Origin of the sequence: Thioalkalivibrio sp. ALJ21, from assembly GCF_000378605.1 — a bacterium.
Classification (GTDB): Bacteria; Pseudomonadota; Gammaproteobacteria; order Ectothiorhodospirales; family Ectothiorhodospiraceae; genus Thioalkalivibrio.
Genome location: NZ_KB905159.1, coordinates 1 through 15,342 on the forward strand (window position 1 = coordinate 1; position 15,342 = coordinate 15,342).

Below are 15,342 nucleotides of genomic sequence, written 5' to 3' on the forward strand. Positions count from 1 at the left end.
CATCGCCGCCGTCAGCGTGGTCTTGCCATGGTCCACATGACCAATCGTCCCCACATTCACATGCGGCTTCTTACGCTCGAACTTTTCCTTGGACACAGCTCAAACCTCTTTCTACAGTTCTTTCGGATTACGCGATTCGGTTCAGGAGGCCTTCGCGGCCACGGCCTCGGCGACCTGCGCCGGCGCCTCGGAGTACTTTTCGAACTCCATCGAGTACGTAGCGCGGCCCTGGCTCATCGAACGCAGCTGCGTCGAATAGCCAAACATCTCGGACAGCGGGACCTCGGCCTTCAGCAGCTTCTGACCGGCGACATCTTCCATGCCCTTGACCAGGCCACGACGGCGATTCAGGTCACCCATCACGTCGCCCATGTATTCTTCCGGCGTCTCGACCTCGACCTTCATCATCGGCTCAAGGAGCACGGCGCCAGCCTTCAACGCGCCTTCCTTGAAGGCCATCGATCCAGCCACCTTGAATGCCATCTCGTTCGAGTCGACGTCATGGTAGGAGCCGTCAAACAGCGTGACCTTCACGTCCACCACCGGATAACCGGCGAGTACGCCATTGGCCATCTGCTCCTCGACGCCCTTGTTGACGGCGGGGATGTAGTCTTTCGGCACGACACCACCGACGATCGCGTTGACGAATTCGTAGCCGTCGCCCGCCTCTTGCGGTTCGATGCGCAGCCAGACATGACCGTACTGGCCGCGGCCGCCCGACTGGCGCACGAACTTGCCTTCGGTTTCCACGCTCTTCTTGATCGTCTCGCGGTACGCCACCTGCGGCTGACCGACGTTCGCCTCGACCTTGAACTCGCGCTTCATGCGGTCCACCAGGACCTCGAGGTGAAGCTCGCCCATGCCGGAGATGATCGTCTGGCCCGACTCCTCGTCGGTCCGGACGCGGAAGGACGGGTCTTCCTGCGCCAGCTTGTTCAGCGCGATACCCATCTTTTCCTGGTCCGACTTGGTCTTCGGCTCGACGGCGATCGAGATCACCGGCTCCGGGAACTCCATGCGCTCCAGTTCGACCGGATTGTTCGGGTCGCAGAGCGTACTACCGGTGTACAGATCCTTCAGGCCGACGACCGCACCGATGTCACCCGCACGCAGTTCCTTGATCTCCTCGCGGGAGTTGGAGTGCATCTGCAGGATGCGACCAATGCGCTCGCGGCGGTTGTTCTGCGTATTGAGAACGGTGTCGCCCGCGCTCAGCACACCGGAGTACACACGCACGAAGGTCAGCGAACCGACGTACGGGTCGGTCATGATCTTGAACGCCAGGGCCGCAAACGGCTCGTCGTCCGAGGCGTGCTTCTCGACCGGCTCCTCGGTCCCGGCCTTCACGCCCTTGATCGCCTTGACCTCTTCCGGCGAAGGCAGGTATTCGACCACCGCGTCGAGCATGGCCTGCACGCCCTTGTTCTTGAAGGCGGAGCCGCACAACATCGGCACGATCTCGAGCTCGATGGTGCGATGACGAATTGCCTGCTTGATCTCTTCCTCGCTGAGGTCGCCCTCGTTGAGATACTTGTCCATCAGCTCTTCATTGGCTTCGGCGGCGGCCTCGAGCATGTTCTCGCGCCACTTTTCCGCCTCAGCCTTGAGCTCGTCGGGGATATCCTTGTACTCGAAGGAGATCCCGAAGTTTTCGTCGTCCCAGAAGATCGCCTGCATCTTGACCAGGTCGATCACGCCGCGGAAGTTGTCTTCGGCACCGATCGGCAGCTGGATCGGGACCGGGTTCGCCTGCAGGCGCTCCTTCATCTGCTCGTAGACACGCAGGAAGTCGGCACCGGCGCGGTCCATCTTGTTGACAAACGCCATCCGCGGAACCGAGTACTTCGTGGCCTGACGCCAGACGGTCTCGGACTGCGGCTGCACGCCACCCACGGCGCAGTACACCATCACCGCACCGTCGAGCACTCGCATGGAACGCTCCACCTCGATGGTGAAGTCCACGTGCCCCGGGGTATCGATGATGTTGACGCGATGCTCGTCGAACTGCTTGGCCATACCCTGCCAGAAGCAGGTGGTCGCCGCGGAGGTAATGGTGATCCCGCGTTCCTGTTCCTGCTCCATCCAGTCCATCGTGGCGGCGCCTTCATGGACCTCGCCGATCTTGTGCGACAGACCGGTGTAGAACAGGATGCGCTCGGTCGTCGTCGTCTTGCCGGCGTCGATGTGCGCGCTGATCCCGATGTTCCGGTAGCGCTTCAGTGGGGTCTTGCGTGCCACGTTGAGCCTCTCTAAATCGGTTTTACCAGCGGAAGTGGGCGAACGCCTTGTTCGCTTCCGCCATGCGGTGAGTGTCTTCGCGCTTCTTCACGGCGGAGCCCTTGGCATCGGCGGCGTCCATCAGCTCGCCCGCCAGCTTCAGCGCCATGGTGCGCTCGCCACGCTTGCGGGCCGCTTCCACGACCCAGCGCATCGCCAGGGCGTCCTGACGAACCGAGCGCACCTCGACCGGCACCTGGTAGGTGGCGCCGCCCACACGACGAGACTTCACCTCGACACGCGGACGAATGTTGTCCAGCGCGCGTTCCAGTGCACCCATGCCGTCACCCTGCTTGGACTCGATCTGGTCCAGCGCGCCGTACACGACCTGTTCTGCGACCGACTTCTTGCCGTCACGCATCACGGTATTGATGAACTTGGCCAGGCGCTCGCTTCCGAATTTCGGATCAGGAAGGATGTGACGCTTGGGGGCAGCTGCTCTTCTCGACATGTTTCAGTTCCCGCTCTTGTACACGGTTAGGATTTCTTCGGGCGCTTGGTGCCGTACTTGGAACGGCCCTGGGTGCGGTTCTGCACCCCCTGGGTATCCAGGGAGCCACGCACCGTGTGGTAACGCACACCGGGAAGATCCTTTACACGACCGCCACGAATCAGGACCACCGAGTGCTCCTGCAGGTTGTGGCCTTCGCCGCCGATGTAGCTACTGACTTCGTAGCCATTGGTCAGACGCACGCGCGCAACCTTGCGCAGCGCGGAATTCGGCTTCTTCGGCGTGGTCGTGTAGACACGGGTGCATACCCCGCGCTTCTGCGGCGAGCCCTGCAGCGCCGGCACGTCGCTCTTCTCGACGGGGCGCTTGCGGGGCTTGCGTACCAACTGATTGATCGTGGCCATGAAACCCTTTCTCCTAGCCTAAAAATAACGACAGGCCGGCGCCGTGACCGGCCTGTCGAGGGAGCGGAATTCTAATCGCCGCCCCCTGAAGTGTCAACAGAAGGGAAGGCTATTCCGAGCCTTCCCCGGTGGTTTCCGAACCCGGGGCATCGGATTCGGTGTCGGCGGTAACCGCGGACGCCTCCTCGACGCTCTCGAACTCCGGCATTTCCAGCTCGCGCTTGCGGCGACGTTCCTTGTGGTACGCCAGCCCTGTGCCGGCCGGGATCAGGCGGCCCACAATCACGTTCTCCTTCAGGCCGCGCAGATCGTCGCGAGCGCCACGGGTGGACGCCTCGGTCAGCACGCGAGTGGTCTCCTGGAAGGAGGCCGCAGAGATGAACGATTCCGTCACCAGCGAGGCCTTGGTGATGCCGAGCAGCACACGCTCGTAGGTCGCCGGCTGCTGGTCGTCGCCGAGCTTTTCGTTCTCCTCGAGGACGCGAACCCGATCCACCTGGTCCCCCGCGAGGAACTTGGTGTCGCCCGGGTTGACGATGTTCACCTTGCGCATCATCTGGCGAACAATGACCTCGATGTGCTTGTCATTGATCTTCACGCCCTGCAGGCGATAGACGTCCTGGATCTCCTGGACCTGGTATTCGGCAAGGGTTGTCACACCCCGCAGACGCACGATGTCGTGCGGGTCCAGCTCGCCGTCCACCACGACCTCGCCACGCTCCACACGCTCGCCCTCGAACACGTTCACGGTGCGCAGTTTCGGGATCAGCATCTCGACCGGATCACCCTTGTCCGGCGTGATCACCAGGCGCTGCTTGCCCTTGGTCTCCTTGCCGAACGAGACGGTGCCGGAGATCTCGGCCAGCACGGCCGGCTCCTTCGGACGGCGGGCCTCGAACAAATCGGCCACACGCGGCAGACCACCGGTGATGTCGCGGGTCTTGGACGACTCCTGCGGCAGGCGGGCGATAACATCACCGACCTCGACGCGGGCGTTGTCCTCGAGATTGAAGATCGCATTGGCCGGCAGCATGTACTGTGCGGGCATGTCGGTGCCCGGGATGTACACCTCGTTGCCATCATCATCCACGAGCTTGACGGTCGGACGCAGGTCCTTGCCGGCGCTCGAGCGGCTCTTCGGATCGAGCACCACGTTCTGGGACAGACCGGTGAATTCGTCCGTCTCCTTGGTCACGGTGACGTTCTCGACGAAGTCCGCCAGACGAATATAGCCGCCCACCTCGGTGACGATCGGATGGGTATGCGGATCCCAGGTCGCGACTTCCTGACCCGCCTCGACCGCATCGCCGTCCTTGACGGTAATGGTGGCGCCGTAGGGGATCTTGTAGCGCTCGCGCTCGCGGCCCTGATCGTCGATCACGCCCAGCTCCCCGGAGCGCGATACCGCGACCAGGTTGTCCGCCTTGTTGGTGACGGTCTTCAGGTTGTGCAGACGCACAGACCCGGCGTTCTTCACCTGGATCGCGCTGACCGTAACCGCACGGCTCGCCGCACCCCCAATGTGGAAGGTACGCATGGTCAGCTGGGTACCCGGCTCGCCGATGGACTGCGCGGCGATCACGCCCACCGCTTCGCCCTCGTTGACCTCGTGGCCACGGGCCAGGTCGCGACCGTAGCACTTGGCGCAGATGCCCTGACGGGTTTCGCAGGTAATCGCGGAGCGCACCAGCACCTCGTCGACCGAGGCCTCGTCCAGCTTGTCGACCATTGCCTCGTCCAGCAGGGTGCCGGCCGGGATCAGAACCTCGTCGGTCCCCGGGCGATGGACGTCCACCGCCGTGGCACGACCCAGTACGCGATCGCGCAGCGGCTCGACCACATCGCCGCCCTCGATGATCGGCTTCATCATCAGGCCCTGCTGGGTCCCGCAGTCGTGCTGAGTAACCACCACGTCCTGTGACACATCCACCAGACGGCGGGTCAGGTAACCGGAGTTCGCGGTCTTCAGCGCGGTATCGGCCAGACCTTTACGCGCGCCGTGGGTCGAGATGAAGTACTGCAGGACGTTCAGACCCTCGCGGAAGTTCGCGGTGATCGGCGTCTCGATGATGGAGCCGTCCGGCTTGGCCATCAGGCCGCGCATCCCCGCCAGCTGACGGATCTGGGCCGCAGAACCACGCGCGCCGGAATCGGCCATCATGAAGATCGAGTTGAACGAGCTCTGCTCGACCGTCTCGCCCTCGGCATTGGTGACCTGCTCCTTGCCGAGCCGCTCCATCATCGCCTTCGCGACCTGGTCATTGCAGTGCGACCAGATGTCCACGACCTTGTTGTAGCGCTCGCCCTTGGTGACCAGGCCCGAGGCGTACTGGTCCTCGATCTCCTTCACCTGCTCTTCGGCGTTCTGCAGGATCGGCTGCTTCTCGTCCGGGATGACCATGTCATCCGAGCAGAACGAGACCCCGGCGCGGGTCGAATAGTAGAAGCCCGCATACATCAGCTGGTCCGCGAACACCACGGTGTCCTTCAGCCCCAGGCGACGGTAGCAGGAGTTGATCAGCGCGGAGATGGTCTTCTTGCTCAGCTCCCGGTCGATCAGCTCGAACGGCAGCCCCTTCGGCATGATGCGCGACAGGATCGCGCGGCCGACGGTGGTCTCCACCCGCATGGACGGCAGCGGCTCCCCTTCGGCGACATCCGCCATGGTGTCGGCGATGCGCACGGTGATCCGGGCATGCAGATCGACCTGCTTGTGTTCGTAGGCGCGATGCACCTCGTCCACATCGGCAAAGGTCATGCCCTCGCCCTTGGCGTTCACCTTCTCGCGCGAGAGGTAGTAAAGCCCCAGCACGATATCCTGCGACGGCACGATGATCGGCTCGCCGTTGGCCGGGGACAGCACGTTATTGGAGGACAACATCAGCGTGCGCGCCTCCAGCTGGGCCTCCAGCGACAGCGGCACGTGCACGGCCATCTGGTCACCGTCGAAGTCGGCGTTGAACGCGGCACAGACCAGCGGGTGCAGCTGGATCGCCTTGCCCTCGATCAGCACCGGTTCGAAGGCCTGGATGCCCAGGCGGTGCAGGGTCGGGGCGCGGTTCAGCATCACCGGATGCTCGCGAATCACCTCTTCGAGGATATCCCAGACCTCGGGACCTTCCTTCTCCACGGCCTTCTTGGCGGCCTTGATGGTGGTGGCCAGGCCACGGCGCTGCAGCTTGCCGAAGATGAACGGCTTGAACAGTTCCAGCGCCATGCGCTTGGGCAGGCCGCACTGGTGCAGACGCAGGGTCGGCCCGACCACGATCACGGAACGGCCGGAGTAGTCGACGCGCTTGCCCAGCAGGTTCTGGCGGAAGCGGCCCTGCTTGCCCTTGATCATGTCGGCCAGGGACTTCAGCGGGCGCTTGTTGGTGCCGGTGATCGCACGGCCGCGACGGCCGTTGTCCAGCAGCGCGTCCACGGATTCCTGCAGCATGCGCTTTTCGTTGCGCACGATGATGTCCGGGGCATTCAGCTCCAGCAGGCGGCGCAGACGGTTGTTGCGGTTGATCACCCGCCGGTACAGGTCGTTCAGGTCGGAGGTCGCGAAGCGGCCACCGTCCAGCGGCACCAGCGGGCGCAGGTCCGGCGGCAGCACCGGCAGCACGGACATGATCATCCACTCCGGCTTGTTGCCGGATTCCAGGAACGACTCGATCAGCTTGAGCCGCTTGCCCAGACGCTTGATCTTGGTCTCGGACCCGGTCTCGGACAGCTCCTGACGCAGCTTCGCGGCCTCGCCCTGCAGGTCCATCTCCTTGAGCAGGGACAGCACGGCCTCGGCACCCATCATCGCGGTGAAGTCGTCACCATGCTCCTCCATCGCCTCGAGGTATTCCTCGTCGGTCAGGAGCTGGCCCTTCTCCAGCGTGGTGAAGCCCGGGTCGATCACGATGAAGGACTCGAAGTAGAGCACCTTCTCGATGTCCTTCAGGGTCATGTCGAGCAGCAGCCCGATGCGCGACGGCAGGCTCTTCAGGTACCAGATGTGCGCGACCGGCGAGGCCAGGTCGATGTGCCCCATGCGCTCGCGGCGCACCTTGGTCTGGGTCACCTCGACGCCGCACTTCTCGCAGACCACACCCCGGTGCTTCAGGCGCTTGTACTTGCCGCACAGGCACTCGTAGTCCTTCACCGGGCCGAAGATCTTGGCGCAGAACAGGCCATCGCGCTCCGGCTTGAAGGTCCGGTAGTTAATGGTCTCCGGCTTCTTCACCTCGCCGAAGGACCACGAACGGATCTGGTCCGCGGAGGCCAGGCCGATACGGATCGCATCGAACTCTTCCGGCTGGGTCTGCTGCTTGAACAGATTGAGGAGGTCTTTCATTCGCTATGCCTCACAAAGCTTTGGGTCGAGGGGTGCCCTGCACCCCTTCGGATCACATTCGGATCGGAGGAGATCAGTCCTGCTCCAGCTCGATATTGATGCCGAGCGCCTTGATCTCCTTCATGAGCACGTTGAACGACTCGGGGACGTTGGCCTCCATGTGGTGCTCGCCGTCGACGATGTTCTTGTACATCTTGTTGCGGCCCTGCACGTCATCCGCCTTCACCGTCAGCATTTCCTGCAGGGTGTAGGCGGCACCGTAGGCCTCCAGCGCCCAGACCTCCATCTCGCCGAAGCGCTGGCCACCGAACTGCGCCTTGCCGCCCAGCGGCTGCTGGGTCACCAGGGAGTACGGGCCGGTCGAGCGCGCATGCATCTTGTCGTCGACCAAGTGGTTCAGCTTCAGCATGTGCATGTAGCCGACGGTCACCGGGCGATCGAAGGAGTCACCGGTACGGCCGTCGAACAGCTCGGCCTGCCCCGTCTCAGGCAGATCGGCCAGACGCAGCATCTCCTTGATCTCGGCCTCCTCGGCACCGTCGAACACCGGCGTGGCCATCGGCACGCCACCGCGCAGGTTGCGGCAAAGCGCAATGATCTCGGCGTCCGACATGGAGTCGAGGTCGACCTTCTTGTCGCGGTGGTTGTAGATCTGGCCCAGGAACTCGCGCAGCTTCGCGATCTCGGCCTGTGCCTCGAGCATGCGGTTGATCTTGTCGCCCAGGCCCTTCGCGGCCCAGCCCAGATGAACCTCCAGCACCTGCCCGACGTTCATGCGCGAGGGCACGCCCAGCGGGTTCAGCACCACGTCGACCGGCGTCCCGTCTTCGAGGAATGGCATATCCTCTTCCGGCACGATCATCGAGATGACGCCCTTGTTCCCGTGGCGGCCGGCCATCTTGTCGCCCGGCTGCAGACGGCGCTTCACGGCCACGTAGACCTTGACCATCTTCTGCACGCCCGGCGGCAGGTCGTCGCCTGCGGCGACCTTGGCCTTCTGATGCTCGAACTTCTTGTCGAACAGCTCGTGCTGCTCCTGCAGCTGGCGACCGAGGTCCTCCAGCTGGGAGTTCACGGCGTCATCCTTCAGACGCACCTCGAACCACTGGTCGCGGGACAGGCCCTGCAGGTACTTCTTGGTGACCTTGGAGCCATCGCCCAGTCCTTCGGGGCCACCGGCGGCAACCTTGTTGACCAGCAGCTTCTCGACGCGGGCGTAGATGTCGTCCTCGTAGATGCGCAGCTGGTCCTTCAGGTCCTTCTTGACCGCGGCGAGGTCGTCTTCCTCGATCGATTTGGCGCGCGCATCCTTCTCCACTCCATCGCGGGTGAACACGCGCACGTCGATCACCGTGCCCTCGATGCCGGAGGGCACTCGCAGGGAGGTGTCCTTCACATCCGAGGCTTTCTCGCCAAAGATCGCCCTCAGGAGCTTCTCTTCCGGGGTCAGCTGGGTCTCGCCCTTCGGCGTGACCTTGCCGACCAGGATGTCGCCCGGGTTCACCTCGGCACCGACATAGACCACACCGGACTCGTCCAGCTTGGCCAGCAGCGACTCGGAGACGTTGGGGATATCCGCGGTGATCTCTTCCTGGCCCAGCTTGGTGTCGCGCGCGACACAGTTGAGCTCTTCGATATGGATGGTGGTGTAGCGGTCTTCCTGCACCACGCGTTCGGAGATCAGGATGGAATCCTCGAAGTTGTAGCCATTCCAGGGCATGAACGCGACCATCATGTTCTGCCCCAGGGCCAGCTCGCCAAGATCGGTCGAGGAGCCATCGGCCAGCACATCGCCGCGGGCGATCTCGTCGCCCACCGCGACCAGCGGACGCTGGTTGATGCTGGTGTTCTGATTCGAACGCGAGTACTTGGTCAGGTTGTAGATGTCCACACCCGGCTCGCCGGCGACGGTCTCGTCGTCGTTCACGCGCACCACTACACGGGCGGCATCCACGGAATCGACCGTACCGCCGCGCTTGGCGACGATCGCGGAACCGGAGTCGATCGCAACGGTGCGCTCGATACCGGTGCCGACCAGCGGCTTGTCCGCGCGCAGGCAGGGCACGGCCTGACGCTGCATGTTCGCACCCATCAGGGCGCGGTTCGCATCGTCATGCTCCAGGAACGGCAGCAGCGCGGCCGCCACGGACACGATCTGCTTCGGCGAGATATCCATGTACTGGATCTTGTCCGGCGAGGAGATCGTGAACTCCTCCTGGAAGCGGCAGGAGACCAGGTCGTCGGTCAGACGCCCTTGCTCGTCCATCGCCGCGTTCGCCTGGGCGATCACGTATTGGCTCTCTTCGATCGCGGAGAGGTACACGATCTCGTCGGTGACCTTGCCGTCCTCGACCTTGCGATACGGGGTCTCGAGGAAACCGTAGCGGTTGGTGCGGGCGTACACGGCCAGCGAGTTGATCAGGCCGATGTTCGGGCCTTCCGGCGTCTCGATCGGGCAGACCCGACCGTAGTGGGTCGGGTGCACGTCGCGCACCTCGAAGCCCGCGCGTTCGCGGGTCAGGCCGCCCGGGCCCAGCGCGGAGATACGGCGCTTGTGGGTCACCTCGGACAGCGGGTTGTTCTGGTCCATGAACTGCGACAGCTGGCTGGAACCGAAGAACTCCTTGACCGCGGCCGCTACCGGCTTCGCGTTGATCAGCTCCTGCGGCATCAGGCCTTCGCTCTCGGCGACGGTCAGGCGCTCCTTGACCGCACGCTCGACGCGCACCAGGCCCAGACGGAACTGGTTCTCGGCCATCTCGCCCACACTGCGGATGCGGCGGTTGCCCAGGTGATCGATATCGTCGGTACGGCCGTTACCGTTGCGCAGGTCGATCAGGACCTTCAGCACGTCGAGGATGTCCTCGGGCGACAGCACGCCCGGGCCCTCGTCGGTATCGCGGCCGACACGACGGTTGAACTTCATCCGGCCGACCGCCGACAGGTCGTAGCGATCCTCGGAGAAGAACAGGTTGGAGAACAGGTTCTCGGCGGCGTCCTTGGTCGGCGGCTCGCCGGGGCGCATCACGCGATAGATCTCGACCTGGGCCTCCAACTGCGTCTTGGTCGGATCCAGACGCAGGGTGTCCGACATGAACGGGCCATGATCATAGTCGTTGGTGTAGATGGTCTCCACCGACTTCACGCCCTCGGCGCGCAGCTTGTCCAGGAGTTCCTGGGTCAGCGGGTCGTTGGCGGCCGCCATCAGCTCGCCGGTCGACTCGTCGACTACGCCCTTGGCCAGCACGCGGCCGAGCAGGTACTCGTCCGGCACGCGCAAGCGGTTGATGCCGGCCTTTTCGATCTCGCGGATATGCCGCGGGGTAATCCGGCGCCCGGCCTCGACGATCACGTTCTTGCCGTCGGTGATGTCGACCACGGCGGTCTCGCCGCGCAGGCGCTCGGGGATCAGATCCAGTTCACCGCCGTCTTCATCGAGCGTGATCTGGTTGAATTCAAAGAAGGTGGACAGGATCTCTTCGGTATCCATGCCCAGCGCGCGCAGCAGGATCGACGCCGGCAGCTTGCGGCGACGGTCGATACGCACGTACACCCCGTCCTTGGCATCGAACTCGAAGTCCAGCCAGGAACCGCGGTACGGAATAATGCGCGCGTTGTAGAGCAGCTTCTGGGCGCTGCCCTGGGTCTTGCCACGGTCGCTGTCAAAGAACACGCCGGGCGAACGATGCAGCTGGGAGACGATCACGCGCTCGGTGCCGTTGATCACGAAGGTCCCGTTGTCGGTCATGAGCGGCATCTCGCCCATGTAGACCTCCTGCTCCTTGACTTCCTTCACCACGGTGGAGCCGGCCGGGGCCTCCTTGTCGTGGATCACCAGGCGCAGCAGCACCCGCAGCGGGGCCGCGTAGGTCACACCACGGATCTGGCATTCCTTCACATCGAACAGCGGCTCGCCCAGGCGGTAGCTGACGTACTCGAGCTGGACATGACCGGAATAGCTAACAATCGGGAACACCGACTGAAACGCCGCGTGCAGGCCCAGCGCGTGACGCGCCTCCGGACCCTTTTCGGCCTGCAGGAAATCCCGATAGGAGGTCAATTGGGTTTCCAGCAGATACGGGACGTCCAGGATCTGGGGACGCTTCCCGAAGTCCTTGCGGATACGTTTCTTTTCGGTATAACTGAGGGCCATGGCTTACCTCGGCGGCTAGCTGAACAACGCGCGAAAAAACCCGCGCCACCACGGGCTGAGGCTGACGACCAAAAGGCCGCCAGCCTCAGGGCTTCGTGATGTACACGAAAACAACAGGCGCAAGCGCCTTTTACTTCAGTTCGACAGTGGCGCCAGCCTCTTCCAGCTCCGCCTTCATCTTCTCGGCTTCGTCCTTAGCCGCGCCTTCCTTGACGGTCGCCGGAACGCCTTCGACCATTTCCTTGGCCTCCTTCAGGCCCAGACCGGTCAGGCCACGGACGACCTTGATCACGCCAACCTTGTTCTCGCCGAAGCTGGACATGACGACGTCGAACTCGTCCTTGGCTTCGGCAGCGGCGGCATCACCACCACCAGCGGCAGCCGGGGCGGCCGCAACGGCGGCAGCGGCGGAAACGCCAAACTTCTCTTCCATCTCGCTGATCAGGTCCACGATTTCCAGGACCGTCATGTTGCCGATGGCTTCCAGGATGTCTTCTTTCGAAACGGCCATTTTTTACTCTCCTAACGGGGAACACCCGTATTCATTCAGTACTTGCTCAGAAACGGCTTGATGAGATTCAGGCTGCCTGTTTCTGGTCACGAATTGCTGCAACGGTACGCACGAGCTTGCCCGGGACTTCGTTCACCGTACGGGCGAACTTGTCGAGCGGCGCCTTCATGGTGGCGAGAAGCGTTGCGAGCGCTTCATCGCGTGTCGGCAGGCTGGCGAGGCGATCGAGATCGTTCGCCCCCATCAGCTGCCCACCAAACGACACCAGCCGGACCTTCAGCTGTTCGTTTTCCTTGGCGAAGGACTTCACCAGACGCGCGGCGGAGCCAGGCTCCTCCTCACTGAAGGCCAGGATCAGCGGGCCATGCAGCTCGGGCTGCATGCACGCGAAATCCGTACCCTCGATGGCACGCTTGGCGAGGTTGTTCTTCACCACCCGCAGATAGACCCCGGAATTGCGGGCCTGCCGACGAAGGTCGGTCATCTGCGCGACCGAGAGACCCCGGTATTCCGCGGCGACCGCGGAATGCGCCGAGGCAGCAACCGTAGCCAGCTCCGAGACAATCGCCTTCTTGTCGTCGAGATTCAAAGCCACGTTGACTCTCCTCTAGTGAGACCACCCGGAGGCGGTCGTGAAACCGAGCGAACCCGGCACTTCGGTGCTCCCGTCGCAGGTACTTCCTGAATCGGGTGACACCATCTGCGCAGGCTGGTGGATTAAGCCACCCCGTTAACGGGGCCGCGCCTGCGGTCTTGGATGGCGTGCCGCTTGCGCGACAGCCGACCAAAAACCATAAAACTTATTACAGTGACAGCGAGGCCTGATCGACCTTTACGCCCGGGCCCATCGTCGTGGAGATCGTGACCCCCTTGACGTACTGCCCCTTGGAGGTCGCCGGCTTCATCTTGATCAGATCCGCCAGCAGGGCGTTCAGGTTGTCGGCCAGCGAGCTGGAGTCGAAATCCGCCGCACCAATGGTGCAGTGCACGATCCCGCCCTTGTCGGTGCGGTAGCGCACCTGACCGCTCTTGGCATTGGTCACCGCGGTCGCCACGTCCGGCGTCACGGTGCCGACCTTCGGGTTCGGCATCAGGCCGCGCGGGCCCAGGATCTGGCCGAGCTGACCGACGACCCGCATCGCGTCCGGGGAGGCGATCACCACGTCGAAGTCCATCTGGCCGGCCTTCACCTGTTCGGCGAGGTCGTCCATGCCCACCACATCGGCACCGGCTTCCTTCGCGGCGTCGGCATTGGCGCCCTGGGTGAACACGGCCACGCGCACGCTCTTGCCATTGCCGTGCGGCAGCACGGTGGAGCCACGCACGACCTGATCGGATTTGCGCGGGTCCACGCCGAGGTTCACCGCCACGTCGACCGACTCGCGGAACTTCGCCTTCGGCAGCTCACGCAGCAGATCAAAGGCCTCGGTCACCGGATACAGACGGCCCGGCTCGACTTTCTCGCGGATGGCCTTCATTCGCTTGGTCATTTTCGCCATGTCAGAGACCCTCCACTTCGAGGCCCATGCTGCGGGCACTGCCGGCAATGGTGCGCACCGCCGCGTCCAGATCGGCGGCGGTCAGATCCGGCTCCTTGGTCTTCGCGATTTCCTCGAGCTGCGCCCGGGTCACGGTGCCGACCTTGTTCGTATTCGGCTCGCCGGAACCCTTCTGCAGACCCGCGGCCTTCTTCAGCAGGATCGACGCCGGGGGCGTCTTGGTGATGAAGGTGAAGCTGCGATCCGAATAAACGGTGATCACCACCGGAATCGGCAGACCGGGCTCGATCTCCTGGGTCTGGGCGTTAAACGCCTTGCAGAACTCCATGATGTTCACGCCGCGCTGACCCAGCGCCGGCCCGACGGGCGGGCTCGGGTTCGCCTTGCCGGCGGGCACCTGAAGCTTGATATATGCTTCGATTTTTTTCGCCATGATGACTCCCTCGGGTGCAAGCGCCTCGCGGCTCCCCGATTAGCAGTGGTGACGTCGGTACGTCAGGTTTTCTCGACTTGGTGGAACTCGAGTTCCACGGGTGTCGAGCGACCAAAAATCTGCACGGCCACCAGGAGGCGGCTCTTCTCGTAGTTCACTTCCTCGACGACGCCATTGAAGTCGTTGAACGGGCCGTCGGTGACGCGAACCATCTCGCCCACCTCGAACAGGACCTTCGGACGCGGCTTCTCGGCACCTTCCTGCATGCGCTGCAGGATGGCATCGGCTTCCTTGTCGCTGATCGGGGCCGGCCGGTCGGCGGTGCCACCGATGAAACCGAGCACCCGCGGAACGGCCTTGACCAGGTGCCAGGCCTCGTCGTTCAGATCCATCTGCACCAGGACATACCCCGGGAAGAACTTGCGCTCGCTCTTGCGCTTTTGGCCGTCCTTCATCTCGACGACCTCTTCGGTGGGCACCAGGATCTGACCGAAATGGTCCTGCATGCCGAAACGCTCGATGCGCTCCTCCAGCGACCGCTTCACCTGGGCCTCGAAGCCCGAGAATGCCTGTACGACGTACCAGCGTAATGCCATGGAGAGAATCCTGTGACTAACCGATGAAGCGACTGATGGACCAACCCAGGAACATGTCCAGGAGCCAGAGGAAGATCCCGATAATGATCACGACGGCGATGACGATCAGCGTAGTCTGAGTAGTCTCGACCCGGGTCGGCCAGACCATCTTGCGCACCTCGGTGCGTGCATTGCCCATAAAGGCCGCCAGCTGATGCCCCTTCGCCGTGGTCATGCCAATCGCCACGGCCACGCCGACCACGGCCAGCAGTCCGAGCACACGGATCAGAGTGGACTCGTCCGAGAACCAATAGAAGCCCATGACGCCAGCAATCAGCAGCGCCACGGCTACCGCGAGCTTGAAAGTATCCAGCCCGCCGGTCTGTTCCGATTGTTCACTCATGAATACGTATCACCCGGTACTCGCCGCCATCGGTGAAGATGGCAGGCCAGGAGGGACTCGAACCCCCAACCTGCGGTTTTGGAGACCGCTGCTCTGCCAATTGAGCTACTGGCCTAAAAATCGAATCGACAAGAAACAAACGCGAGAGACGACGCACCAGGCGCCGCCTCTCGCGGTCGATCGTTCAACTTATCTACTGTATCACTCGATGATCTTGGATACGACGCCGGCGCCGACGGTACGGCCGCCTTCGCGAATCGCAAAGCGCAGACCATCTTCCATCGCGATCGGGCTGATCAGCGACAC

General features: G+C 63.3%; 12 protein-coding genes, 1 tRNA gene and 1 pseudogene. All 14 read right to left on the reverse strand.

From position 1 onward, the window contains the following. Positions 1 to 96, reverse strand: a 96-nt coding sequence (locus tag F579_RS14735) for a GTP-binding protein (RefSeq protein WP_018137563.1), incomplete at its 3' end; no start/stop codon positions are given. 45 nt (positions 97 to 141) lie between these two features. Next, the gene (gene fusA, locus F579_RS0114515) at positions 142 to 2,238 is read right to left on the reverse strand and encodes an elongation factor G (protein ID WP_012983535.1); all 2,097 of its coding nucleotides are present in this window, start codon (positions 2,236 to 2,238) and stop codon (positions 142 to 144) included. A gap of 22 nt (positions 2,239 to 2,260) precedes the next feature. Beyond that, positions 2,261 to 2,728: a 30S ribosomal protein S7 gene (gene rpsG, locus F579_RS0114520; protein ID WP_012983536.1), complete on the reverse strand. Its 468-nt coding sequence runs from the start codon at positions 2,726 to 2,728 to the stop codon at positions 2,261 to 2,263. 26 nt (positions 2,729 to 2,754) lie between these two features. Next, positions 2,755 to 3,132: a 30S ribosomal protein S12 gene (gene rpsL / locus F579_RS0114525; protein ID WP_012983537.1), complete on the reverse strand. Its 378-nt coding sequence runs from the start codon at positions 3,130 to 3,132 to the stop codon at positions 2,755 to 2,757. Between the two features lie 109 nt (positions 3,133 to 3,241). Beyond that, positions 3,242 to 7,462: a DNA-directed RNA polymerase subunit beta' gene (gene rpoC, locus F579_RS0114530; protein ID WP_019025548.1), complete on the reverse strand. Its 4,221-nt coding sequence runs from the start codon at positions 7,460 to 7,462 to the stop codon at positions 3,242 to 3,244. Positions 7,463 to 7,535: 73 nt separating this feature from the next. Beyond that, positions 7,536 to 11,615, reverse strand: a complete 4,080-nt coding sequence (rpoB, locus tag F579_RS0114535; RefSeq protein ID WP_019025547.1) for a DNA-directed RNA polymerase subunit beta — start codon at positions 11,613 to 11,615, stop codon at positions 7,536 to 7,538. Between the two features lie 130 nt (positions 11,616 to 11,745). Then, entirely contained in the window at positions 11,746 to 12,126 is a 381-nt protein-coding gene (gene rplL, locus F579_RS0114540; protein ID WP_019025546.1) for a 50S ribosomal protein L7/L12, read from the reverse strand. A gap of 67 nt (positions 12,127 to 12,193) precedes the next feature. Beyond that, positions 12,194 to 12,715 (reverse strand): 50S ribosomal protein L10, encoded by a 522-nt coding sequence (gene rplJ, locus F579_RS0114545; RefSeq protein ID WP_018137614.1) that lies wholly within the window; start codon positions 12,713 to 12,715, stop codon positions 12,194 to 12,196. 214 nt (positions 12,716 to 12,929) lie between these two features. Beyond that, positions 12,930 to 13,625 (reverse strand): 50S ribosomal protein L1, encoded by a 696-nt coding sequence (gene rplA / locus F579_RS0114550; protein ID WP_019025545.1) that lies wholly within the window; start codon positions 13,623 to 13,625, stop codon positions 12,930 to 12,932. 1 nt (position 13,626) lies between these two features. Beyond that, positions 13,627 to 14,058, reverse strand: coding sequence for a 50S ribosomal protein L11 (gene rplK / locus F579_RS0114555; protein ID WP_012983543.1), 432 nt, complete (start codon positions 14,056 to 14,058; stop codon positions 13,627 to 13,629). Between the two features lie 62 nt (positions 14,059 to 14,120). Further along, complete coding sequence (gene nusG / locus F579_RS0114560; RefSeq protein ID WP_012983544.1) at positions 14,121 to 14,654, reverse strand: transcription termination/antitermination protein NusG; 534 nt, start codon at positions 14,652 to 14,654, stop codon at positions 14,121 to 14,123. Between the two features lie 16 nt (positions 14,655 to 14,670). Continuing rightward, a complete protein-coding gene (gene secE / locus F579_RS0114565) occupies positions 14,671 to 15,036 on the reverse strand; it encodes a preprotein translocase subunit SecE (protein ID WP_012983545.1) in 366 nt (121 codons plus the stop codon). Between the two features lie 39 nt (positions 15,037 to 15,075). Further along, positions 15,076 to 15,151 (reverse strand) — tRNA-Trp (locus F579_RS0114570). Between the two features lie 86 nt (positions 15,152 to 15,237). After that, positions 15,238 to 15,342, reverse strand: a pseudogene (locus F579_RS15265) (elongation factor Tu); the annotation flags it as partial.